This is a genomic window from Planococcus dechangensis (assembly GCF_042654465.1).
GTDB classification, from domain to species: Bacteria; Bacillota; Bacilli; order Bacillales_A; family Planococcaceae; genus Planococcus; species Planococcus dechangensis.
Genome location: NZ_JBHSGL010000015.1, coordinates 160801 through 185514 on the forward strand (window position 1 = coordinate 160801; position 24714 = coordinate 185514).

22 protein-coding genes and 1 riboswitch are annotated in these 24714 nt (G+C 46.0%); of the genes, 11 read left to right on the plus strand and 11 right to left on the minus strand.

Features of this window, described 5'->3' with window-relative positions; translation table 11 throughout:
• Positions 1-11: 11 nt before the first annotated feature.
• Positions 12-821, minus strand: a complete 810-nt coding sequence (locus tag ACFO5U_RS15150; protein ID WP_377279919.1) for a CPBP family intramembrane glutamic endopeptidase — start codon at positions 819-821, stop codon at positions 12-14.
• Positions 822-1155: 334 nt separating this feature from the next.
• Between ACFO5U_RS15150 and ACFO5U_RS15155 the strand changes: the two genes are divergently transcribed.
• The 3 genes from ACFO5U_RS15155 to ACFO5U_RS15165 all read left to right on the plus strand — a co-directional run bounded on the left by ACFO5U_RS15155 (position 1156) and on the right by ACFO5U_RS15165 (position 4974).
• Positions 1156-1665: a YfiT family bacillithiol transferase gene (locus ACFO5U_RS15155; RefSeq protein ID WP_377279920.1), complete on the plus strand. Its 510-nt coding sequence runs from the start codon at positions 1156-1158 to the stop codon at positions 1663-1665.
• Positions 1666-1911: 246 nt separating this feature from the next.
• Entirely contained in the window at positions 1912-4182 is a 2271-nt protein-coding gene (locus tag ACFO5U_RS15160) for an excinuclease ABC subunit UvrA (protein WP_377279921.1), read from the plus strand.
• Positions 4183-4305: 123 nt separating this feature from the next.
• Positions 4306-4974 (plus strand): type 1 glutamine amidotransferase domain-containing protein, encoded by a 669-nt coding sequence (locus tag ACFO5U_RS15165; protein WP_377279922.1) that lies wholly within the window; start codon positions 4306-4308, stop codon positions 4972-4974.
• Positions 4975-5285: 311 nt separating this feature from the next.
• On the opposite strand, the gene ACFO5U_RS15170 is transcribed toward ACFO5U_RS15165, so the two are convergent.
• On the minus strand, positions 5286-5921 hold the full coding sequence (locus ACFO5U_RS15170; RefSeq protein WP_377279923.1) for a peptidoglycan-binding domain-containing protein: 636 nt from the start codon (positions 5919-5921) through the stop codon (positions 5286-5288).
• 259 nt (positions 5922-6180) lie between these two features.
• On the opposite strand from ACFO5U_RS15170, the gene ACFO5U_RS15175 reads away from it, so the two are divergent.
• Both ACFO5U_RS15175 and ACFO5U_RS15180 read left to right on the plus strand, forming a co-directional pair.
• Positions 6181-6399 carry a hypothetical protein gene (locus tag ACFO5U_RS15175; protein WP_377279924.1) on the plus strand — a complete coding sequence of 73 codons (219 nt, stop codon included), beginning with the start codon at positions 6181-6183 and terminating at the stop codon, positions 6397-6399.
• Positions 6400-6513: 114 nt separating this feature from the next.
• Entirely contained in the window at positions 6514-7509 is a 996-nt protein-coding gene (locus ACFO5U_RS15180) for a macro domain-containing protein (RefSeq protein WP_377279925.1), read from the plus strand.
• Between the two features lie 73 nt (positions 7510-7582).
• Here ACFO5U_RS15180 and ACFO5U_RS15185 read toward each other — a convergent pair whose 3' ends face one another.
• The 3 genes from ACFO5U_RS15185 to ACFO5U_RS15195 all read right to left on the minus strand — a co-directional run bounded on the left by ACFO5U_RS15185 (position 7583) and on the right by ACFO5U_RS15195 (position 9942).
• Positions 7583-8326, minus strand: a complete 744-nt coding sequence (locus ACFO5U_RS15185; protein ID WP_377279926.1) for an amino acid ABC transporter ATP-binding protein — start codon at positions 8324-8326, stop codon at positions 7583-7585.
• Between the two features lie 15 nt (positions 8327-8341).
• Positions 8342-9025 carry an amino acid ABC transporter permease gene (locus ACFO5U_RS15190; protein WP_377279927.1) on the minus strand — a complete coding sequence of 228 codons (684 nt, stop codon included), beginning with the start codon at positions 9023-9025 and terminating at the stop codon, positions 8342-8344.
• A gap of 62 nt (positions 9026-9087) precedes the next feature.
• The gene (locus tag ACFO5U_RS15195; protein WP_377279928.1) at positions 9088-9942 is read right to left on the minus strand and encodes a transporter substrate-binding domain-containing protein; all 855 of its coding nucleotides are present in this window, start codon (positions 9940-9942) and stop codon (positions 9088-9090) included.
• Between the two features lie 113 nt (positions 9943-10055).
• Positions 10056-10161, minus strand: a riboswitch (SAM riboswitch).
• A gap of 380 nt (positions 10162-10541) precedes the next feature.
• On the opposite strand from ACFO5U_RS15195, the gene ACFO5U_RS15200 reads away from it, so the two are divergent.
• The 4 genes from ACFO5U_RS15200 (at position 10542) to ACFO5U_RS15215 (ending at position 15191) form a co-directional block, all read left to right on the plus strand.
• The gene (locus ACFO5U_RS15200) at positions 10542-11696 is read left to right on the plus strand and encodes a hypothetical protein (protein ID WP_377279929.1); all 1155 of its coding nucleotides are present in this window, start codon (positions 10542-10544) and stop codon (positions 11694-11696) included.
• A gap of 383 nt (positions 11697-12079) precedes the next feature.
• A complete protein-coding gene (locus ACFO5U_RS15205; RefSeq protein WP_377279930.1) occupies positions 12080-12973 on the plus strand; it encodes a DUF4839 domain-containing protein in 894 nt (297 codons plus the stop codon).
• Positions 12974-13252: 279 nt separating this feature from the next.
• Positions 13253-13903 carry a vWA domain-containing protein gene (locus ACFO5U_RS15210; RefSeq protein ID WP_377279931.1) on the plus strand — a complete coding sequence of 217 codons (651 nt, stop codon included), beginning with the start codon at positions 13253-13255 and terminating at the stop codon, positions 13901-13903.
• A gap of 316 nt (positions 13904-14219) precedes the next feature.
• Entirely contained in the window at positions 14220-15191 is a 972-nt protein-coding gene (locus tag ACFO5U_RS15215) for an NAD(P)-dependent alcohol dehydrogenase (protein ID WP_377279932.1), read from the plus strand.
• A gap of 96 nt (positions 15192-15287) precedes the next feature.
• Here ACFO5U_RS15215 and ACFO5U_RS15220 read toward each other — a convergent pair whose 3' ends face one another.
• Positions 15288-15869 (minus strand): DUF998 domain-containing protein, encoded by a 582-nt coding sequence (locus tag ACFO5U_RS15220; RefSeq protein ID WP_377279933.1) that lies wholly within the window; start codon positions 15867-15869, stop codon positions 15288-15290.
• Between the two features lie 277 nt (positions 15870-16146).
• Positions 16147-17583 (minus strand): carbon starvation CstA family protein, encoded by a 1437-nt coding sequence (locus ACFO5U_RS15225; protein ID WP_377279934.1) that lies wholly within the window; start codon positions 17581-17583, stop codon positions 16147-16149.
• Between the two features lie 372 nt (positions 17584-17955).
• On the opposite strand from ACFO5U_RS15225, the gene ACFO5U_RS15230 reads away from it, so the two are divergent.
• Positions 17956-18894, plus strand: coding sequence for a Gfo/Idh/MocA family protein (locus tag ACFO5U_RS15230; RefSeq protein ID WP_377279935.1), 939 nt, complete (start codon positions 17956-17958; stop codon positions 18892-18894).
• A 228-nt stretch (positions 18895-19122) separates the two neighbouring features.
• Here ACFO5U_RS15230 and ACFO5U_RS15235 read toward each other — a convergent pair whose 3' ends face one another.
• From ACFO5U_RS15235 to ACFO5U_RS15250, 4 genes are all read right to left on the minus strand, one after another.
• Positions 19123-19914, minus strand: a complete 792-nt coding sequence (locus ACFO5U_RS15235) for an endonuclease/exonuclease/phosphatase family protein (RefSeq protein WP_377279936.1) — start codon at positions 19912-19914, stop codon at positions 19123-19125.
• A 96-nt stretch (positions 19915-20010) separates the two neighbouring features.
• Positions 20011-22068, minus strand: coding sequence for a glucose-specific PTS transporter subunit IIBC (gene ptsG, locus ACFO5U_RS15240; protein WP_377279937.1), 2058 nt, complete (start codon positions 22066-22068; stop codon positions 20011-20013).
• A 188-nt stretch (positions 22069-22256) separates the two neighbouring features.
• Positions 22257-23099: a glucose PTS transporter transcription antiterminator GlcT gene (glcT, locus tag ACFO5U_RS15245; protein WP_377279938.1), complete on the minus strand. Its 843-nt coding sequence runs from the start codon at positions 23097-23099 to the stop codon at positions 22257-22259.
• A 300-nt stretch (positions 23100-23399) separates the two neighbouring features.
• Entirely contained in the window at positions 23400-23594 is a 195-nt protein-coding gene (locus tag ACFO5U_RS15250) for a hypothetical protein (RefSeq protein ID WP_377279939.1), read from the minus strand.
• A gap of 300 nt (positions 23595-23894) precedes the next feature.
• On the opposite strand from ACFO5U_RS15250, the gene ACFO5U_RS15255 reads away from it, so the two are divergent.
• Positions 23895-24704, plus strand: coding sequence for a tryptophan-rich sensory protein (locus ACFO5U_RS15255; protein WP_377279940.1), 810 nt, complete (start codon positions 23895-23897; stop codon positions 24702-24704).
• Positions 24705-24714: the final 10 nt, after the last annotated feature.

The window sequence follows — 24714 nt, forward strand, 5'->3', positions numbered from 1 at the left end:
TGGAAGAAGGGTTATTTGATGGCAGATCGCTCGTCCTCCAAGCCCCGGCTCATCCAGTTAACAATAATCAGCAATAGCGCGGTGCTGGTCACTAGCGCAATGAGGTTCGGCATGGCTTTTGTATAGAGGTCGTTTGTGCTTGTCACCGCCAGCCATTCCATAAAAGCCGGGTTGGCGAAGCTTTGGTAGACGGCGAGTGTGTTGTTGGCGATGTGCAGCAAAATGGGCGCCAGCAAATTGCGGGTCTTTACATACAATAGCGACGCCAGCACCGCGAACAAGAAGGCGCCGAAAAGGTTGATGTGGAAGACGGCGAAGATCAGGCTAGTGAAGCCGATGCCTTTCCAAAAGCCGAACAGGCGCATCAACTCGTTTAACATGACGCCGCGGAACACGAACTCTTCGGCGATCGGCGCGACGATGGCGATGATGAAACCGGTAGCGGCCAAGTACCAGAACACATCGGGGAGCGGCTGCTGCGTGAGCAGGATGTCGACCACAACTGGTGCGCTGCCCATGAGGCCGCGCAACAACAGCCAATAGATGCTCGTGGAAAACACCATGATCAGCAAGCTGATTGCGGCAATCGGCAGCAGCCAGCGTGTGATGCCGCGGAAATAGACGATTTGGCGCAATGTTACGCCGCGCTTTGCAAAATAATGGCTGCTGATCCACACAGGCACAACGGTGTAGAACAGGAGCAGTGCGACGATGCTGTTCAGGTATACATTATCCGCAGCTTGCAGCAGGAGTGAAATCGATACGATGGATGCGACTATCATCAAGCCGAGAACAAAACGGGACTTCGTTTTTTCAAACATCCTCATCGCCGCCTTTCAGTAAGGTACAGAATGGATACGATTTTGACTTTATATTATCACGATTGTGCGCACAATAAAGAAGAAATGACTGGCAGGGAGCGCCGGAAATTGACAAGTTTTTTAAAAATGAGACCAATGAAAGAATCGGCGATAGCGTTGTGGAATAACTTCTTCGAAAAGCCAGCCATTTCAAAAAACAACTGATGGTAAATGGGCTGAAAAAAGAGCAAATCCGGAGCCTGTCTTGACCCAAGCCGTTTACAAACCCTTCCTGCATTGGTATATTGGGCGAAATACAGCGTTCTGCAAATACCGATGGAAAGAGGTTAGTCAAATGGATGTGAAATTCCCGATTGGGCAATTGCAAGTTCCGGAGCAAGTGACGACTGAAGTGATCAATAAATGGCTCGGCGAGATCGCCAGCTACACGACGCGGCTGCGCGAGTTGGTCGATTCTTTGAACGATGAGGAGTTGGCGAAGACTTATAGGGAAGACAGTTGGACCGTCCGTCAACTGGTGCATCATATCGCCGATTCGCAAATGGCGATGTATCAGCGCCTGAAACTGGCATTGACGGAGTACAATCCGACCGTGCCTGGATTCGATGAGGAAAAATGGGCGCAGCTTCCGGACAACCGCTTGCCGGTGGAAGGGTCGATCCGTCTGTTGGAAGGGTTGAACGAACGGATCGTGGCACTCGGGAATTATGTGACGGATGCACAATTGGAGCGCGTCTTCATCCACGAAACGGACGGCGAGATCCGCGTGGCCGAAAATCTCGCGAAACTGGCCTGGCACGAAGAGCATCATTTGGCGCATATCCGGATTGCGCTGGAGGCGTGATGTCCCTGTGCACCACACAATTCGAGATGCGGAAACCTTGTACTTAAAGCATTTCGGTGTCGAACTGCCCCTGTGCACCACACAATTTGACGCACCCGCGCTGGCGGGTGCGTCTTTTTTTACGTCACGATGAGTCGGAGGATCGGCACATAGGCACAAGCCAGTTGTGTAAACCGTCCGCAAAGAGGGAACGCATTTACTACTGGGTGAATCCCGTGATGGAACTGAAAAAAGGAGAATGTCGAAATGCCAGATAAACGAGATGAAATCATATTGCGAGGACTTCGCGAAAATAATTTGAAGAATATCGATTTGAATATCCCGAAAGAAAAAATCAACGTGTTTACCGGCTTGTCGGGTTCAGGGAAAAGCTCGGTCGTTTTCGATACCTTGGCGACGGAAAGCAGAAGGCAGATGACCTTGAACTATCCATTGTACATCCGCCATCAAATGCCAAGGTACGAACGGCCGCATGCCGATTTAATGCAGCATTTGAGCCCGGTGGTTGTCGTGGAACAAAAGCCGATTCGGGGCAATTCCCGATCGACGGTCGGCACGTATATGGATATCCACCCGTTGATCCGGCTGTTGTTTTCGAGGATCGGCAGTCCGCCAATCGGCTCGGCGACTGAATTTTCAAGTGACAGTTCGTTCGGCAATTGCCCAGAATGCCATGGCTTCGGGGAAGTCGTGGTGCCGGATATCCACAAGTTGATCGACCACACGAAATCACTGAGGGAATCCGCTGTGCAGTTCAAGCCTTTGGCGCCTCCTGGCTGGCAGGGCAGATGGATGGTGGACGGCGGATTATTCGACGCCGATCTCCCCATCAAAGATTACACGGAAGAAAAATATAATCTTCTCGTCTACGGGCCGCCAGAGGGCGAGCGGGCATTTGGAACGTATTATTACAAAGAAGGCAATCGGGATATCGAATGGAACGGCCTTCTTCCGAGGTTTATTCGACTGTACATTAACCGGGACCTGACGAAACTGAAAATAGTGTCCCAGGAAGATGTCTTGGCGATGACGACGCGTACCCCGTGCCCGACATGTGAAGGTTCGGGATTGAATCCGAAAGTGTTGGAGTGCAAAATCAACGGTTTGAATATCGCCCAGTACGACCGCTTGGAATTGACCGAATTGCTCGGTGAACTGGAGAAAATCAAAGACCCGGTCGGCAAATCAGTCGCCCAACAAGCGTACCCGAGCGTGAAGCAGCTTGTGGAGTTAGGCTTGGGTTATTTGAGCCTGTCGCGGAACATGGGCACCTTGTCCGGCGGCGAAGCGCAGCGCGTGAAAATCGCGCGCCATTTAGGCAGCAGCCTCAACAACATCACTTATATTTTCGACGAACCGAGTGCCGGCTTGCATCCCGAAGAGATCGACATGCTAACGCATATGCTCGAAAGCTTGCGGGACAATTACAATACGGTTGTCGTCATCGAACACAATCTGGCGGTTATCAAGACAGCGGATGAAATCATCGAAATCGGACCCGGCGCAGGCAGAAGCGGCGGCGAAGTGGTGTATCAAGGCACCCAGAAAGGCTTGAAAAATGCTTCGGCCATCACTGATTTGGATCATAAAGTGACAGTGAATCGATATCCGAGAAAAGCGGAAGACAGCTTTTCGATCCAAAACGCTTCCGCCAATAATTTGAAAGATGTGACTGTGGAAATCCCTAAAAATGTCTTGGTATCCGTATGCGGTGTTTCGGGTTCCGGCAAGAGTTCGCTCATGTTTGGCGAGTTTACCGATAATTATCCGGAGACGATCTCGGTCGGGCAAGGCAGCATCGGCACGTCCAGCCGCTCGACGCTCGCGACCTATATGGGCATCATGGATGACATCCGGTCCATCCTAGCCAAAGAATCTGGGCAGCCGGCCGGCTTGTTCAGCTTTAATTCATTGGGCGCTTGCCCGGTGTGCGAAGGCAAAGGTGTCACGACGCCGGACGTCGCGTTTGCGGATCCTGTCACCGTCACGTGTGAGGCGTGCAACGGCACGAGGTATTCCAATGAAGCCTTGTCGCATCGCTACAAAGGGAAAAACATCGTGGAAATTCTGGAACTGACGATCGACGAAACGAACGAGTATTTGGAAATGCCGAAGATCGTCAAAAAAGTCGATACCTTAAAAGACGTAGGATTGGGTTATTTAACGCTCGGACAGACGACCAGTTCGTTGAGCGGCGGCGAAGTGCAGCGTTTGAAGTTGGCGAGCCATCTGAAAAAGGAAGGTCAGGTCTATTTATTGGACGAACCATCCCTTGGCCTGCATACAAGAGACAATGAACATCTATTGGACGTATTCCAATCGCTTGTCGACAAAGGCAATTCGGTTATCATTATCGAACACAATATGAACTTTATCGCGGCGAGCGACTGGGTCATCGAAATGGGCCCGGGCGGCGGCAAAAAAGGCGGCAAAGTGTTGTTTGAAGGCACCCCCGAACAGATGATGGAGTCGGATACGTTAACGGCGAAATGGCTGAGAAAAGGTGTTGAAGGGTAGAGTGTAAGTGCTCTGTCGCTGTGCACCACACAATTCGATTTGCGCGAATTGTCCGTTTGTTTACAGCGCGACGCAATCGGGAAATACTAACACTAGGATATTTTATTAGAGGAGGAATTTTAAATGGCTAAAGTATTAGCAGTGCTATCAAGTGGACATAAAGATACAGAGAACAATTACGAAACCGGTTGGTGGGCAGAAGAGTTGTTCGCGCCGATGGAGATTTTGCAAAACGCAGGACATCAAGTGGAGCTGGCGTCACCAAAAGGCGGCAAACCGACGCTTGACGAGGTCAGCATCAGCGAAGAGTACGATCCGGAAGGCAAATACAAGAAAATGTATGAATCCGGACTAGCGGACAATACGAAAGCTCTTTCGGCCGTGACGGCGGAAGACTATGACGCGGTGTTTATCGTTGGCGGCCACGGGGCGATGTATGACCTAGCTGAGAACGAAACGCTGCATGGCATCATCAATGCGGTGTACGACAACGGCAATATCGTGTCAGCGGTATGCCACGGACCGGCACCATTAATTTGGACCAAACGCCCGGATGGCCAGAGCATTATTGCTGGCCTGAACGTAACAGGATATCCAGAAGCGGTCGAACCAGAAGGCCTCCCGGAAATCCTGCCGTTCAGCCTTGAAGGCAAAATGAACGAAATTGCCAACTATAGCGCTGAGGAAAAAGTGGTATGGGGAAATGAGCAAGTGGTAACAGGGCGCGATCCGTTTTCTTCTGAAGAATTGGCTGAAGAACTGGTCAAAGCTTTTGCTAAGAAAAACAAATAAGCTCAGTGTCATGAAAACTTCTAATGACATGCGACAATCGATAGTTGAACAATATGCACACCCGCAGCAGTAATCTGCCGGGTGTGTTTTTTTGTTTGTGAATTGTGTGCTGCACAGGGACAAAACAGGTGATCTTTGAAAAAGTGAGCCGTAGCTAGACGGCATCTGTATTTCTTCAGCGAAGCATTCCGAAAAACGGGAACGCGGGAATACGGGATTATCGGTTTTAACGCAAAACGCCTGGGCAGGTAAGATGCCCAGGCGTTTTATCGTTTCGGTCCTTGTGTCAGGTGCAATTCAAGAAACAACTACTAATACTCTCCGTACAATGCCGTCCACGTATTCACACCAACGATGCCATCCACTTTCAAGCCTTTGTCCTTTTGGTATTGGCGGACATTTTTGTTGGTCTCAGGTCCGAAAATGCCATCGACCGCTGTTTTCAGCCCGTATTCGTTCAATGTCCATTGAAGCAGTTTCACTTCGATACGCTTGCTTCCTTCACGCAAGGTGTATTGATGCTCAGGTGCGATCGCCATTAAATTCTTCAGTTCGGCAGGCAATTTTCCAGCATCGATAGGCTGTTGATGTTCCGCGTAAATGGCGACCCACGTATTGACGCCGACAATGCCATCGACTTTCAAGCCTTTATCCTTTTGGTATTGGCGAACGTTTTTATCAGTTTTCGGCCCGAAGATGCCATCGACCGCCGTTTCGAGTCCGTAGTCGCTCAATGTCCATTGGAGGAGTTTCACTTCAACGCGCTTGCTGCCTTTGCGCAAGGTAAACTGGTGTTCCGGTGCGATATCCATTAGATTTTTAAGGCTGTCCGGCAGTTTGTCTTCCGTCGCGACGCCATGGCTTGTGGCTGCTGCTGAATCAAAGGAAAAAGGAACTGTGGCCAATAACCCGAGTACCAGAAACAGTGAAATCCATTTTTTCTTCATGCTATAGCCTCCTGAATGTTTAGTTGCTTCTCCTGTACCCAATCAATGATGAAACGAAACGATAACGCAGAAGACCGCAATGTGAATGAGGGGAATGATCGTGTGGCTCAAGCAGAGGGGGTGCAAATGGGACAAGATGTTGACAGAAAACCTGTAAGGAAAGCACGGAATAGATTATACTGAATACAGAAGAGCTGCCGACATCGTCGCCGCTCATTCGGTTATATCCTTTAAATACGGTGAAAAGAGGTTTATGAAATTGCCTATCTTACATACCATTCAACCTGGCCAATTATGGGGAGTGCTCAGTCCATTTATTATTTCGCTGGCGCTGACTTTCTTTTTGGCGCTCGGATTATTTTATATTGCTATGCGCATGACACCGGGCAAAAAGCAAAGAGCCTTTTCCATCCTGACGCTGATCCTCATCCCTGGGAGCTTGTTTTTGTTTCTCTATATTTTCCTATCCATGAATTGAGTAATGTCCCTGTGCACGACACAATTCCGACGGCTAAAACCCCGTGTTAGAAGGATTTGTGTTGGATGGTGTCCCTGTGCATGACACAATTCAATATCGAGAGGAGTCGGCCACATGCCACTGGAAATTGTACGGAACGACATCACCAAAATGAAAACCGGCGCAATCGTCAATGCCGCGAACACTTCCTTGAAGATGGGCGGCGGTGTGTGCGGCGCGATCTTCCATGCGGCGGGTGCCAAAGAGCTGCAACGGGCATGCGATCAGATCGGCCATTGTGCGGTCGGTGAAGCGGTGGCTACGGAGGCGTTTGCGCTGGAGGCCGACTTTATCATCCACACGGTGGGTCCGGTCTGGCAAGGTGGATCGAGCAACGAAGAAGCGCTGCTGCGGAATTGTTACCGCAATTCGCTCGAACTGGCGCACCGTCTGGGCTGTGAGTCGATTTCGTTTCCCCTCATCTCCACCGGCATCTTCGGCTATCCGAAAGAGCCGGCGCTGCGGATCGCCATGTCGGAAATCGAACGCTTTTTGATGGATCACGAAATGCATGTTTATGTAGTGGTTTTCGACAGGCAGTCGTTGGGCATCAGTGAAAAATTGTACGACTCGATTGCCGCGTTTATTGATGAAAATGAAGTAAAGGCATTGGAGAAAAAGGATAGCCGCTACCGCAGAAAGCGTGCTTCACAACCTATCTTGGAGGTTCAAGAAGAGGAAATCCAAGTACACGCCATGGAACTTAGCCTGGAGGATATTCTCGATGGCATGGACGAATCCTTTTCCAGGCGGCTGCTTCGGTTTATTGACGACAAAGCTATGACCGATGCCGAGACCTATAAAAAAGCCAATATCGACAAAAAGCTGTTTTCCAAAATCAAAAACTCCCCCGGCTATACGCCGAAGAAGAAGACCATTGTTGCATTTGCCGTCGCGCTCCAATTGGATCTTCACGAGACAGAAGAGTTGCTTCGAACAGCGGGCTATACATTGTCGAACAGCCATAAATTCGATTTGATCGTCCGTTATTTCATCGAGCGTGAACAATACAATATTTTTGAAATCAACGAGGCGCTGTTCGCATTTGACGAAGCGTTGCTTGGTTCGTAAAAGCACAGGTTTCGGTCGTGCGATAAAAAACAGCCCAGTTCATTGAACTGGGCTGTTTTTTATATTCATTAACTTAACGGACAAGCACTTTTTGTAAAAATTTCTTCGTGCGTTCTTCTTGAGGGGATGAAAACAGAGTGTCCGGTTTTCCTTGTTCCACAATATAGCCGTCCGCGATGAAAACGACGCGGTCCGAGACTTCACGGGCAAAGTGCATTTCGTGCGTGACGATGATCATCGTTTGGCCGTCTCTCGCCAAGTCTTTAATGACGGTCAATACTTCACCGACCAGTTCAGGGTCTAGCGCAGACGTCGGCTCGTCGAACAGCAGCACTTCGGGCTTAAGGGCCAGAATGCGCGCAATGGCTGCCCGCTGTTTTTGACCGCCGGAAAGCTGTTCGGGATAATGGTTTTTATGCGCGATCAAGCCAACTTTTTGCAGCAACTCTTCCGCTTCGGCAATGACTTCTTGCTTGTCCCGTTTTTGGACGATCAGTGGGGCTTCGATAATGTTTTCAATGACCGTTTTATGCGGGAACAAATGAAAGTGCTGAAAGACCATGCCCGAATATTGCTGGACGTCGACTTTCTGCTTTTTCGATGGGGCTTTTCCACTGAATGCGACAGTCACATCTTTAATTTGAAGCGAACCCGAGGATGGCGATTCCAATAAATTTAAGCATCGTAGCAATGTAGTTTTTCCGGAGCCGGAAGGGCCGATGATGCTGATAACTTCCCCTTGCGCGATTTCAAGGGAGATGGACTTCAACACTTCGTTGTCATTGAATTTCTTGCTGAGTTTATCGACTTTAATCATTTCCCAATCCTCCGATCACGCGTTGACATAACGGTTTGCTTTTTTCTCTAAATAATCCTGCAGGACGGTAACGACTGAGCAAATCGCCCAGTAAATGAGTGCCACCAAAATATACAAAGTTAGGCTTTCGTACGTTTGTCCGACGACGACCTTGGCCCGGTAAAACATCTCGGATACCGTAATGACCATCGCAAGCGAGGTGCCTTTGATGATATCCATAAAAACACTTGATAGAGGAGGCAGTGCAATGCGCGTCCCTTGCGGCAAAATGATGCGGCGCATTGTTTGCCAGTATGTCATTCTCAATGTTTCCGCAGCTTCCCATTGGCCTTTCGCCACAGACGAGATGGCTGACCGGATTACTTCTGCTGTGTAAGCGGAAAAGTGGACGCTGATGCCGATGATAGCGGCCGTCAATGGTTGCATATCGATGCCAATCATTGGGAACCCAAAATAGAGAATGAATAAAAGGACGAGGAGCGGGGTTCCGCGCATGAATGAGATGAATAGGCGCGCCGGATATGAAACTAATTTTAGTTTGTTCATGCGGGCTAAGGCGACAAACAATCCAAGAACAAGAGCGAGCACCATGCTCACAATTGCAATCAGCAAAGTATACCAGGCTCCCTCTAAGATGAAGGGAAGGGCATCTATTGCCACTTCTAAATTAAAAAGATATTCCCATTTAAACTCGGACATATACTGACTCCTTTAACTGCATATGATAGAAAAAAGAGGAATCAAAGGATTCCCCTTGTGGATTATTCAACGTCTACCGGTTCTGTCACATCGGCACCTAAAAATTCGAGTGCGATTTCTGTGACGGTACCATCTTCGATTAGTTCTGTAAGCGCGTCATCAAGTTTTTCTTTTAATTCAGGGCTGTCTTTTTGCAAGACCAAGCCGCTGCTGTTAGGTAAAAACTTCACGTTTTCCGCGAGCTTTAACCCAGGCTTGTCGAATTGTTCAAGTGCTTGAATCAATACTAAATAATCATTCAGTGTCGCATCTACGCGTCCTTGAACGATTTCAGGGAGCACGGTATCCGATCCTGTGTAGACGATGACTTCGGCGCCTTGCTCTTTGGCATAATCTGAATAATTGCTCGTTGCAGCGCCGCCGACTTTTTTGCCTTCCAAATCATCTACTGTATCGATTTCCGAGTTATCGCTTTCCCGGACGAGTGCGGATCCATATGAGTGCTTCACAGGTACTGTGAAATCAAATTTCTCCAGGCGTTCTTCCGTAATGGAAAAATCATTGGCTGCCACATCGATCTGGTTGTTTCGCAGTGCAGGAAGGAGGCCGTCAAACTCCATCGTTTTAAATTCGACTTCGAGTCCAAGCTTATCTCCGAGTGCACGCACGACTTCCACATCAAAGCCGGTCAGTTCTTTTGTTGTTTCATCAAAATAAGTGACTGGGAAATATAAGCCTTCCGTACCGACGACCAATTTGCCTGATTCTTCGATTCGTTCCCAAGAATTCTGTTCACCTGACTCGCTTGCTTCAGAAGCATTTGCGGAACTGTCGGCATCCTCGCTTCCGCAAGCGGCCGCGATCAACGCTGTTGCTAAAATCAGTACGAAAAGTAAAAGCTGTTTTGATTTTTCCATATGTATGGCACCATCCTTTTTGATATTAGCGCAACAGCAATAATTCCTCATGAACCCAACAAAAAAACCTCTTCAATAAGAAGAGGTTGGCATCTCGAAAAAGAATACATCTCTTCTTATCTCTCAAGCATTTTGCTTGTTGGACTTGGCACAGTACTCAAAAATGAGTCCGCTGCCGAGGCTTCGCAGGGCCAATCCCTCCACCTCTCATGATAAGAACGTATTAACTATTCAGCTATGTTTAAAACCATAACACCCCTGGAAATATACGTCAATATGTATTCCTATGAAATTAGTTGGTTTTATTGGGTGATAACTTACCCCCTTACCTGAAAACCCTTATAAAAAGTTTGAATTCAAATCAAACAGTTGCTATTTAGTATAAGAAAGCGAAATCGGTAAAACCAATATATCTTATATGCTTTTTGAAGATTATCTAATAGTAGAATGTATAAAAACATTTTAATTACAGATACAGCAGGTTTTAATAAAATCTGCTTTTTGACTTGGAATTTTAGCAGATCCGACTTCTGGAGACATATGCTATGATTAAATTGATTGTATAATATATCCATTTAAGAGCAGGAAGGAACGTTGATATGGATTTTAAATCAAAAATTATGGAGGCTGTTACAGCAGCTGAAGCAGAAATTAAAAAGCTGATGTCTGAACATGAAAAAACCGTTAAACGTCAACAAGAAGAAATAATAGAGCTTCAAAAATACAAAGAGAAAAAAGAAGAAATAGAACATCAACAAAAAGAAAAAATAGAGAGTCAGCAAAAAGCAATTGATGAGTTAAGGGAGAAACTTAAAGTAAGCGAAGAAGAAGGTGTAGTGCTTCAAGGCCGATTGGAAATAGCGACAGCTAATAGTAAGAAAGAATCTTCGCCTCGAAATACCAAGCACTCTGAAGAAAAAAAGCCCTTAGCAAAAGCATCTTTAAATCCAGTTGAGAATAGCACTAAAGAAAATGAATGGGAAAAAACATTAATGCAAGTAAGAAATGATTTGAAAGCAGCAACTGAAAAGAAAAAACGGGAAAAATCTTATTATGAAAACTCAACTTCTAGCCTTCCGTCAGCTATGAACGACCTTGCTTCTTTAAACGACTCCTTAAAACCGACTATTTATCGTTATAAAATAAATATTGTAGATTACTCAACTCTTGAACAATTTATTCGAAAATATAACTTAGTCGAGAGAGAAGCCATATTGCCACTTTATGAAACTAAAAATTCACGTGAAGTTTACCTATACACAGAAGTAGAAACCATTTTTATTGATTTATTGAATAAAGAATTGTATATGGTTGACGAAGAGTTTAATAAGCTGCAGAAACGATACTCGCCATTAGTGATTAAGTATCGACAGTTTTCAAATATAAAGCATTTTGAAACTCAAACCAAAGATACTAAAAAGGCTGAAATTCAGCCCACTTCAAATGTTATAGAAAAACCATCATCATATGCCCCGACTAAAGATACTTTATTCAGTGAACAAAGCGAATTGAATAAAATGGGCTACCGAATCAGTGGTGCTACTAGAAGTGAAAGGTGGAATGTTCTTAATAGAGCAGTCCCCGAGTTAGGACTTAGAAAAGTAGTTAGTATCATCAGTGCAAATATTAGGATAAGAAAAAAGCAATCAAATGGAGAACTGAAATATCAACATGCCATTGCAGAATGGGAATACGATCTGAGTCGTCTAAAGGGGAAGTATTACCACGGCGAATTCAAATGGCCAGAAGTTTAAAAATTATTCTCATGATAAACCAATCAGTTCGTTCATTCGAGAACAATTTGTTTGGTTTTTTTGTATGCCAATGGTTATCTGGAAAATTCATTTACATTTAATTAAATATGATGAAATGTATCGAAGTTGATCTACTCAATTTTTAAAATGACAGAATGCATATATATAAACAATAAGTGACTTTTAACTTGATAAATACTTTCGAGATTGGATTAAGTTTGAAGTTTAATAGTGTATAAAATTATGGTGAAAATCAAGTGAAAAATAACAACAGTAACTTAAAAGAAAGTAATAAATATTTTAGTGAACAATAAGACTAGAGTGTTATAATATTTTAAAAAACAAATGTTAATTTTATACATTTAAGAAAAAGGAGGATTACTATGAAGAAAATATTGATGTTCCTAGTCTTGGCAGTTGCAATTGCTACTATTACAGCTTGTACTGATGAAGAAAATCCTAACGTACTAAAGGTAGGCAAGTCTTCTGATGAACTCGGGGGAGAAAATTATGAGACAGTCATATCTGAATTGGAACAAACAGGCTTTACCAATATTGAAACTAAAGTATTAGATGATTTAATTACTGGTTGGCTAACCGAAGATGGAGAAATTGAAAAAATAGAGATTGATGGAGATACAGATTTTAGCGCAAATGATAGCTTCCAAAAAGACTCCGAAATAATCGTTACATATCATACATTTCCAAAGGAAGAGAAAAGCGATACTGAATCTGCTGATAATAAGAGTACTGAGTCGGTTGAAAAATCAACCAACCTAGAATCTGAAGAAATCAATGAAGAAGAAAAAAGTGATACCGCAGGCACTAGTGAAGAGAGCTCTGAAACAGCTAAAAAAATAACCAGTAATACAGCAGCGAAAAGCAGCCAGACGATATTAACATCAGAAAATAATGAAGATCTTGCCGCTCTCTTATCAGTTAACGATACTAACGATTCAAGTGTCAGTGTATTTGCAAAAAAATATGCAGGTAGAACCATTGAATTTGATGGATATATTGCACATATGATTCCACATGATACATACACGACAAGATACGACATATTAATTAATACGGGCGATTATGGTGAAACAACATATGATGGACCAGATTTTAAGTTCGAAGATGTTAATATTTTTGATTTAAATCTTACTGGTTCTGAAATACCTGAAACCATTGGTATGGGACAAAATTTACGTATTACTGCTGTGGTTGAAGAGTATAACGAAAATCCTGGGCTATTCTTTCTTAATCCAATTTCTACTGAAATTAGATAAAAGTCATTCTTTATGAGGAAATACTACCCAAACTATGGCTAAGAAACGTGAAAATGAATTTTCAATGTTAAAAAGTTGATGATCGAACATTTAAGTGATAGTGCCAAATGTAGGCTCTATTTTGTAGAGTTCATTATTAATAAAATTGCTACACATCCTTAGAGGTAATTATCGTTAAAAGTGTTGATTGGTTCGTAAAAGGTCGCTTCTAAAGCGACCTTTTTTCTATTGAAACACCGTATCCTTAAGGCAGAAAGAAACTTTGAGGAGGAAAATGAAATGAAAAAGCAAACGACAGAATTGGTGTTTATTCTCGACAAAAGCGGTTCGATGGCGGGGCTGGAAAAGGATACGATCGGAGGATTCAACGCATTGATCGACAAGCAGCGCAAGCTCCCGGGCGAGGTCCGTGTCACGACAGTGCTGTTCAATCAAGGCTATGAACTGCTCCATGACCGAATTGAGCTCGAGGGCATTTCCCTAATGACCGAAAAGGATTACGAAGTGGGCGGCATGACGGCCTTGCTCGATGCGGTCGGTTCGACCATTCAAAAGATCAGCAATGTCCAAAAAAGCACGATGCAAGACCAGCAAGCCGACAAAGTGATGTTCGTTATCACCACGGACGGCCTGGAGAATTCCAGTTGTGAATACACATACAAGAAGATTCATGAAATGATTGCTACGAAGAAACAAGAAGTGGGCTGGGAGTTCATTTTCCTCGGCGCCAACATCGATGCAGTCGCCACCGCACGGCAATTCGGAGTCGACGAGGAACACGCAGTAAACTATCATGCCGACGCGAAAGGCACCGAGTTGAATTATCAGGTGTTGAGCGAAGCCGTGACGTCTTTCCGGACGGGGAAAAAGATTGATCGGGAGTGGAAGAAAGAGATTGAGAGAGATTTTGAGTCGCGAGGGAAGAAATGAATTTCATCATATGCTTAGCAAAATATCGCTTTAAATGAGCTGCGAAAATGCATGAAGAATAAGCCAACTCCATTAACGGAGCGGCTTCTTCATGCATTTTTATTTCCAATTTTAAATAATCATAATTATGTGCGACACAGTGACAATCCGGGAACAAAGAGGAATCCGTGCGAGAAAAGTGGAAATAGTGAAATACAAAATGGAGCGGTTGGCGTACTGTCAAGCGAAGCTGGAAAGGCAGTCGTCAAGTTAGGAAAAGAGATCTCACTTCATCATCTCGACAGCAGTTTAGTCGAACGACAAGGGAGGACAGAAAATGAAAGCCATGGTCTGCACACGCTACGGCCCACCGGAAGTGCTGGAGCTGCAAGAGCTGGAAAAGCCGGTACCGAAAGCTGATGAAATCCGAATAAAAGTCCGGGCATCCACTGCATCTGCTGGGGATTGCGAGATGCGAAGCTTTTCATTTCCGTTGTTTCTGTGGATTCCGTTGCGCTTGTTTTTCGGTGTGCGCAAACCGAGAATGAACGTATTGGGACAGGAGTTTGCTGGAGAAGTTGAATCTGTAGGGGAGAAGCAGACGCTATTCCAGAAAGGCGACCGAGTATTTGGATCGACTGAATTAAAGCTGGGAGCGAATGCCGATTATATTTGCCTTCCGAGCAGCTATGCCATCGTCCGCATGCCGGAAGGGCTCAGTTTTGAAGGAGCCGCCACAATCCCGACCGGCGGAATGAATGCCTTATTTTTTCTAAGGAAAGCTAAAATTCAGGCCGGCCAAAAAATGTTAATCATCGGAGCAGGTGGAAGCATCGGCACGATGGCCGTTCAACTCGCCAAACTTTCAGGAGCTAAAGTGACCGCTGTCGACAGCAAGGAAAAGTTGGATATGCTTTTATCCATTGGCGCGGACAAGGTAATGGATTATCAGCAAGAAGACTTTACTGCAAATGACGAAACTTATGACGTGATTTTCGATATCGTGGGGAAGGGATCTTTTTCAAAAACCATCAAATCTTTGAAGCCTAAAGGAATCTATTTGGTCGGGAATCCGGGAATGGGGGATATATTCAGGCGACTTGTGCCGGGAATGAAAGGCAGGAGAAAAATTATAGTGGCAGCGGCTGATTACAAGGCTGAAGATTTACGCTGCCTGAGCGAACTATTGGCAACAGGAAAGATCAAGGCGGTCATCGATCAAACATTTCCTCTTGAAGAGCTACGTCAAGCGCATCATTATGTGGAAAGCGGAGCGAAAAAAGGCAATGTCGTTATCAGTAATGAATAGCTGTGGAGCGCCTTATAGCGATTGAAAGCTAGTTGAAGATTTCTATCTGAAAATCAGAAAAAGAGGTGATTGATGATGGGAAGAACAGTTCTGCCCTTAATCAGGACGACTGCCAACTTGCTTATTTTCAGGTGGTTTCATATAAAAAAACAGCCAGCCGAAAGCACTGAGAAACATGATTCTTTGCAGAAGCCCCATGATGTCTGGGAATGCCATCATGCCAATGGAAATGATGATGGCAACGGCAGCCATCCCGAACGCTACGTATCTCTGCATTCCACAGCTTATAAAGCCATGGCCCATCGCCAAAAGGGTGAAGCTGAATCCCGTTGCGTTAGCAAAGAATGAATGCACGCCATCTTGAAATGGATCTGTTTGTACAGCATCAATCAAAGGCGCATGGTGAAAAAAGGCAGTCATGATGAGGCTGAGGCCGAAAGCGGCTCCAATAATTTGATGGTACCTGATCTTGCTCTGACACGTAACCCAAATCGTCGTTGCACCTAGAGCAATAAAAATGATGTTCATCAACCATGAATGAGGAGACCCTTGCGCCCCCAAATGGCTCGTGGTATTGCTCAATATTGAATAGCCCTCAAAACTGAAAAATGCCAAGCCGGTGGATATGATGATAAAAAAGATATAGGTGAACAACGAGAGTGTGATGGTTTTGTTCATGATAAGCGCCCCCTGGCAGTTGATTGCGAACATGGAGTTTCATCTTCAATTTCATTGCCTGGATAAGCAGAGCTTGTTAGTGAAAACCTGAACGATTTTTCCTATTCACGACAGCTTGTTTCCTATACCTTGTTATACCCTGACCAAGATCATTCAGGCTTTTATTAATACTGAACTAGATTCAACCGTTTTCCATAAATGAAGGTAATGAAATTAACATCAAAAAATGACCCCTGGCGATAACTGCCAAAGGTCATTTTTTATAGTGAAATTCATGTCAAACAGTCTCATATTCCGATTCCACTTGCTTCGCTGAACGATGTTTCAAAATCTGTGCGATATACCATAATGCGACAGCCAAAGTGATGACCGAACCGATCATGGCGGAGATGGTGTAGTCCATGTTCAAGCCTTCAGGTGCATAGAAGATGTACATGGAGACGACGCCAGTCATGAACATGGCCGGCACGCCGCTGATCCAGTGGAGTTTTGCGTTTTTCAGCAAGTACATCGTCGCGGTCCACAGCATGAAGGTAGCAACGACTTGGTTGGTCCAGCCGACGTAGCGCCACAAGAACGTGTAGTCGATGGTGGCCATGTAAAAGGTCGGGATGGCCAATGGAATCGTCAGCAAGAGAACTTTCACTTTTCCATCGGTGTTGGTGAACTTCGATACCAGGTCTCCTAAGATCATGCGCGACGAGCGTAGCGCGGTGTCGCCTGTCGTGATCGGCAAGATGATGACGCCGAAGATCGCCAGTATGCCGCCCATGGTGCCGAGCAGTGAAACCGAGATTTCGTTGACCACACCAGATGGTCCGCCAGCAGCGAGTGCTGCACCGAGTCCTTCTGTTCCGTTGAAGAAGGTCATGCCGGCCGCCGCCCAGATCAAGGCAATGATGCCTTCGATGACCATGGCGCCGTAGAAGATTTTACGGCCGTCTGTTTCTTTTTTCATCGTGCGGGCAATGATCGGGCTTTGCGTGCTATGGAAACCGGAAATCGCCCCGCAAGACACCGTGACCATAAGAAGCGGCCAAATCGGCAAATCTCCTGGATGCAGATTGTTTACGGTCAAATTCGGCATCGGTTTGCCGGAGAACACGAGCGCCACTGCGACCGCGATGGCCATGAACAATAAAATGCCGCCAAGTACAGGGTAGATCGGGCCGATGATGCGGTTGATCGGCAAAATGGTGGCGATGACGAAATAAGCAAAAATTAGGCCAAGTGCCACGATAAAGCTAAGCGGCGTGATTTGGGCAATCAATTGAGCGGGCCCTGCCGTGAAGGCAGCGGCTACCAATAGCATTAGCACCAACGATAAACCATTGATGAAGACTTTGGCGTTCTTTCCTAAATAGCGGCCGACGAGTGTAGGGAATTGTGCACCACCGTGGCGCATCGACATCATGCCGGAAAAATAATCGTGAACACCGCCTGCAAAAATACAGCCAACAACGATCCAGATAAATGCGACCGGCCCATATAAAGCGCCAGCTACAGCTCCGTAGATCGGGCCGAGCCCAGCGATATTCAACAGCTGAATCAAATTGCCTTTCCACCAGCTCATCGGTACATAATCAAGGCCATCTTTCTGGGCGTATGCCGGAGTTGGTGTCCGGTCATCGACTCCGAAGACCTTTTCGATAAACTTCGAGTAGAAGACGTAACCAAAAATTAAAAATGCGAGTGCAGCGAAAAATGTGATCATATACGTCTTCCTCCTGATGTCTGCGATATATTGTATAACACATGATAGCATCTTTTCTAATAAATTAAATACAATATTTCAAAAAAACTAATTTTTCTATTTATTTTTGGCAAACACATAAAATATTAATAAAACAAATAGAAATGAAAGCGTAAACAGTGGGTTTCGGGAACTAAAGATTATTTTTTGTATTTAAGACAGGCTAGTGACGGATGAGTTTTACTATTTTAAAATATGCTGGATGAAAGATATGGACTCTTCTTCTAAGCTAGTTGAATTGAGATATATCGTGTGGGGATTGTATGTGACACAAGGACAGCATTCGACTATGCTTAAACTAAGCCAAGTACATAAAGAAAAGAGGAATTGATTATGAAATTCGGCATCATTGGAACGAATTGGATCACCGATCGATTCATCAAAGCAGCGCAGCAACATCCTGATTTCCGCATCGGCGCCGTGTATTCGAGAAGCGAAGAGACCGGACGGGTGTTTGCCGGAAAATACGGGGTAGAGTCGGTTTATACCGATATGGAAGGGATGTTCCGAGACGGCGCACTCGATGCTGTCTATATCGCGTCACCGAACGCTTTTCATGCACAGCAAAGCATACTCGCCATGCAACACGGCGTGCACGTGCTGTGTGAAAAGCCGGCTGTCGTCAGCCTCGATGAGATGGATAGTGTAATTGCCGCATCACGGGAAACTGGCATGACGTATATGGAAGCGATGAAGTCGACTGTGACGCCGACCTTCCTGCGTCTCAAAGAAGACTTGCATAAGATCGGTCCGGTCCGCCGATATGTTTTCCATTACAACCAGTATTCATCGCGCTACGATAAGTACAAAGAAGGCATTATCGAAAACGCCTTCAAGCCCGAACTCGGCAACGGCGCGAAAACGGACCTCGGCGTCTATGGCCTGGCGCCGCTCGTTCATCTCGCTGGAGAACCACAGTCTGTATTGCGCAACCGCTATTTATTGTCGACCGGTGCCGAAGGGCAAGGCAGCATGATCCTCGATTACGGCGAAAGCGAAGCGATCGTCATGTACTCGAAGATTTCGGATTCGTATTTGCCGAGTGAAATCCAAGGCGAAGACGGCGTCATTGAAATCGACAAAATCAGCGACCCGAAGCACGTGCTCATTAAATACCGCGACGGCACGACAGAAGACATTTCCGTTAAGCATGACTTTGATACGATGTATTACGAAGTTGCCGAGTTTATTGATTGCGTGCAAAACGGCCGCATAGAATCGGCGATCAACACGCACGAGATCTCTCGGCAAGTGACCGAGCTTTTGCTTTAATAGAGAAAAAAGCTAACTAAAAAACCGCTTTTCCCGTCCAGAATGTATGGAAGGAAAAGCGGTTTTTGGGTTGAAATAAGTTAACTAAGAGAGGTATCAGTGAACTGATCATCTATACTCTAGATTCTAGATGTAAGATATGGAGCAAAAACATGGAGACTCCCGCAGGAAAGCGGAGTGTTTTTGCGGAATATAAAAAGCTGAGTTTCATTATTTTAACTTATTCATTCAATCAATTTCCACATGCACTTCCACGCCAAAATGATCGGAAACAAGAGGCTTGTGGTCGCCGTTGAAGATGACCTTGGAGGTTTTGACGGTTACGGGTTCCGTGGACAGGATCAAATCGATGCGCAAGTCTTGCTTGTTTTCGCTCCAGCCGGCGATTTTGCCTTTGACGGTGATGCCGGCATCTTTTTCTTCCGCCAATGTGTACGTGTCATGAAGGCCATGGGCGAGCAAATACTCATAGCCCTCTCGCTCGAGCGAGGCGTCATTATTGAAATCGCCCATCAAAAAGGCGTGTACATCATTTCTCATATGTTCCATGAGCTGGTCGGCTTGGTGTTTGAACGGTTCTTCTGTATCGTGCCACCAGCCGGTATGGCAGGAATAAAAAGTGATGGGCCGGTCTGCGTAATGGACGGTCGCACCGACGATTTTCCGCGTTTTCGGGGAATGCATGTCGGTGCTTTGGCTGACGAAGAACGAATGCTCTTCGATGACCGGATGGCGCGTCAAGATCACCAAGCCTTCTTCGTAGCGCCCGTACACGAGGTGAGAAAAATCCCACACGATGGAATAGCCAGTGACGCCTAATTGTTCCATTTCCTGAAGCAGGACGAGTGCGTAATTGTCCGATTTGACGTGATGTTCTGCGGTATCGTCGATTGACTGATTGACTTCCTGCAAAGCGATGACGTCATATTGTTTTTCTGCGATGGCCTCAGCCAAATGGCGAATCTTGTCCATCTGGTTTTCTTCATGCCATGCATGGCAATTCAATGTCAGTAGTTTCATGGATTACATCCTCCAAAGCTATTAGTTATTAAAAAAACCGGACCGATGCGAATAGATTCGCACAGATCCGGGAGTGTTGATCAGGATAATGTCTCTTTAGATTTGTTCCGTTCCCGGTGTGATGTCAATGAGGTTTTTCGTATTCGCCTCTCTATGGCCGGACGCTTTGACTTTCACGGTTTGCCCTTCTTGAAGGCTGGTGAAAACAATTGGCGTGATGATCGATGGTGCATGTTCGCTAATATAAGCCAAATCCATTTCCATCAATAATTGGCCTTGTTGCACGAAATCTCCTTGCTCGACGTGAGCCGTGAAGCCTTCGCCTTTCAGGTGGACCGTATCGATGCCGATATGGATGAGCATTTCGGTTCCGTCGTCCGATTTCAAGCCGATTGCGTGTTTGGTCGGGAATAATGTCACGACTTCACCATTCACTGGCGAGAACACTTTGCCTTCAGACGGTTTGATCGCAAAGCCGTCGCCGACCATTTTACCGGAGAATACTTGGTCCGGAACATCGGTGATCGGCAGGATATCGCCGGTGATCGGAATGGCGAAATCAAGAGCGCCTAGACGGACCGGTGCATCTCCACCGTCTTTTGCCTGGTCGATGATCTGGGATACATCTTGTTTCGTGCGCGGCGTTTTGCCGTTGATGATGTCTTGCATTTGCCCGCGCAAGTTATCCGAGACCGGACCGAAGATGGCTTGGATGTTATTGCCGACTTCCATCACGCCGGAAGCACCGAGTTTTTTCAATTTATTTTTATCGACTGCGCCTTTATCCGCAACACTGACGCGAAGGCGGGTAATGCAGGCATCGAGATGGGTGATGTTTTGCTGACCGCCCATCGCTTGCAAGATTTCGTAAGGCAGTTCACCGGCAACGGCTTCATCGCCGTCTTCGTTTTCTTCTTCGTCTTCACGGCCCGGTGTCATCAAGTTGAATTTTTTGATGGCGAAGCGGAAGCCGAAATAATAAATGACGGCGAAGAACAAGCCGACGACGATGACCCAGAACCATTCCGTTCTGCCCGGCATAACGCCGAACAGCAGGAAGTCGATAAGGCCGCCGGAGAAGGTCATGCCAATTTTAACATTCAGCAAATGCATGATCATAAATGACAGGCCAGCGAATACAGCGTGGATCCCGAACAATACAGGTGCTACGAACAAGAATGCGAATTCAAGCGGTTCTGTGATGCCTGTCAAGAATGAAGTGAGTGCAGCTGACGCCATGATGCCGCCAACGACTTTCTTGCGTTCAGGACGAGCACAGTGGTAAATCGCCAGCGCCGCAGCCGGAAGGCCGAACATCATGAACGGGAATTTCCCTGTCATGAATGTGCCGGCAGTGAATTCGACGCCGTCACGCAGCTGTTCAAAGAAGATGCGCTGGTCGCCGCGGATGATTTCGCCTGCGGCATTTGTATACGAGCCGAATTCAAACCAAAACGGCGAATAGAAAATATGGTGAAGCCCGAAAGGAATTAACGCCCGTTCAGTGACGCCGAAGACAAAGGCGGCGAGTGTCCGGTTTGTTTCAAGCATGAAATGTGACAAGGCATTCAAACCGTTCTGTGCGAAAGGCCATACGAGGAACATGACTATGCCGAGAAACAATGCCGAGAAAGCCGTGACAATCGGGACAAAGCGTTTGCCTGCGAAAAATCCGAGGAATTGCGGCAAATTGACATTGTAGAATTTATTGTACATGGCCGCTGCCAATATCCCGACGATAATCCCGCCGAAGACGCCGGTCTGCAATGTGGGAATCCCCAACACCATGGCATAGGCCGGGTCTGAGGTCATTTCAGGGGTAATGCCGCCAATCGCTTTCATGGCGACGTTCATGATCAAATAACCGATGATCGCGGCAAGCCCTGCGACGCCGTCACCGCCAGCGAGGCCGATTGCGACGCCGACTGCAAAGAGCAGCGGTAAGTTATCGAATACGACACCGCCGGCTTCCGCCATGACGAAGAGCAATGACTGGACCCAAGGAGTGCCGAAAAATGGTACCGCTTCCACAAAGGAGTCTTGTGAAAAGCTCGTGCCGAATGCCAGCAATATACCGGCTGCAGGAAGAAGTGCTACGGGCAGCATCAATGCCTTCCCGACTTTTTGAAGCGTTCCGAATAAGTTAAAAGACATAAAAACTCCTCCTTCATTTTTGTTGTTTTGAAACGGATGAGGCCAGATTGATTGTAACGATGGGAAGTTGATCCATACAAAAAAGGCATGAGCGGAAAAGGCACCGTCAAAAAAAGGAGGGATTCCCCTTTGAATGAGTGTTGTACCTTTTCATACTCATGCCTGATCGAATCAGTAACACGTATGAATTAGTTTGTATGTGTTAAGCGCTGCAGGTGAATTGTTAGATAAAGCACTTCCGCTTCGTCTACAGGCTTGTTTAATTGGTTTTGCATCACTTTGATCAGCTTCCAAGCCAGATTATAGCACACGGGGTATTCGGCTTTCAATACCTCTTGCAGTTTATTTTCATCGCCCAGCGATTCGCCTTGGTGGATGCGGTCGATCGCCCGGTGCAGATGTTGGATCAAGCGGTGGTAATTGACATTGTCTTTGCTCAAATCGACTTTCAATCCGCTTTCAATCAATTGGGTCAGCTGCGAGATGAGCGCGTGGTCGCGGTTGATATCGCGTAACGGTTTATCGGTTACGGCGCTATGGATGTGGAGTGCGATAAAACCGATTTCACCTTCCGGAAACACGATGCCCAGTTGGCGTTCGAACTCTTTCACGACGCTTTTTGCCACCTGATATTCTTTCGGATACAAAGACTCGATTTCAAACAGGAAAGAGTTGGAGAACTGCATGTTTTGTTGGATCCGCTTGATGGCAAAAGATAAATGGTCCGTCAATGCGACGTGAATGTGTTCATTCAATGTTTTGTCCATTTGCGCTTCGATGAACAAGAGCTGATCATTGATAAACGCGATAAGGTCTTCGTCGATATGTGGAACGAGATTGACGTACTGTTCTTTTTCCGTCTCGTCTTTTAACAGGAAAGTCTTATCGGCGTGGTCAAACGAAATGACATCGCCTTTTTTCTTATTAAAGCCAAGGCCATTGCCGATCAAGACGACTTCCTTATAGGCATCGTGGCGGGCGATCACGACGTTGTTGTTCAATACTTTCTCGATGGTCAATAGCTGTTCCATGATATCCTCCGTTCAAAAAACGCCTCGATGTACTACGTATATTCAAGTTATACAGGAAATGGGCATAAGAAAACAAGTGGTGGGTTGTGGCGGGTTGCGTCGGTGTCCCTGTGCAAGGCACAATTCGGACGGCAGGCAATAGTTAGGAAAGCCGCCGGGACTGGGGTTGTTTGTTGGGATGTAGTGCCGGCATCCCTGTGCAAGACACAATTCTGCCGAATGCATATGGCCTTACAGCATTGAAAAACCAGCAAATCAAGACGCGATTCGCTGGTCGTTATAGTTAATCAAAGTGGTGGTTCAGGGAGTCCGGTTGCTGGTGTGTGTCAGCTTATTGCTGTCATTGGCGGAGCGGGCATTGTCTTTGAATGATTGGTTTTTCTGGTCTTGAGAATCGAAATCTTGCTTTCCGGCAGTTCCTTTGTTTTTCTTCCCGAGAAGCTCGTTCATTTTTTGGATGTTCTTTTCTTGTGCCGATGATTTTTTGCCGCTCATGGTAATCTCCCTTTCAATTAACAGTTTGTAGTAGTATTCCCTAATCGAAATGGAGCTAAACAAAGGAAGAGCTGGTAGCTTCGGTCCCTGTGCACCACACAATTCAGGAGGGGAAAACCTTGATGCAGCGGCATTTTGATGTAGAAATGTCCCTGTGCAAGACACAATTCATCCGCACAAGACACAATTCTGTGCGATTCATTCCAGGAAACCGTTTCGCCGGCTGGTAAAAACGGGAAGATAGAAAGAAAGAGGCACATATTGCCAGTGACTATTATCTTTCAGGAGGATGAACTTATCATGAATGAAAGCACATTGAAGAAAACCAAGCTTTTCACCTTATTAAATCTAGTGGCCTATTTTGCAACACTCGGTGTGAATTACCTTGGATCATCCGGGTTTTTCAATGGCAATACGCAAAAAGACATCTCGGATAAATACATGACGCTTATCTCGCCGGCACCGTTTACGTTTTCCATTTGGGGTGTCATTTATAGTTTGGTGCTGATTACGCTGGTTTACTTATTCATCAAAAGGAAAGACCAGAATGTCAGCCGGCTCGTGTTGTTGATTTCGCCTTTGTTCATTGCGAGTTCGCTATTCAATATGGGATGGATCGTGGCATTTTCGTATGAATGGCTGGGCATCTCGACGCTGTTGATTTTGGGCTTATTGTTTTCCTTGCTATTCATTGTGGAAAGAGTTTATAAAAACCGTTTTGAATTTCCTTCTACGCTTGCGGGACTCGCATTCACCTTATATGGTTCCTGGGTGTTTATCGCGACGATTGTCAACATCTCGCTATTCTTGGTGCAGCTGGAGTGGAACGGGTTCGGGATTTCTGATTCCATCTGGACAATGATCGTATTGGGGATTGCCGTGGCATTTGTGTTATTTTACTTGTCGCGTTTCAAAAATGCAGTCTTTCCGATTCCGATCGCTTGGGCGTTCTTCGGAATTTATAGTGCTTATGCAAGCGGACAGCTTGACCCTGCCATGTCCACTGCTATTCAAGGCATACTGTTGGCAGGCATCGCGATTTTCTTGATTGCCGTTGTGTGGAGATTCATTAAAAATGGAAATGCGCTTTTCCCTAGGCACGCGGCTTGATGAACTAATA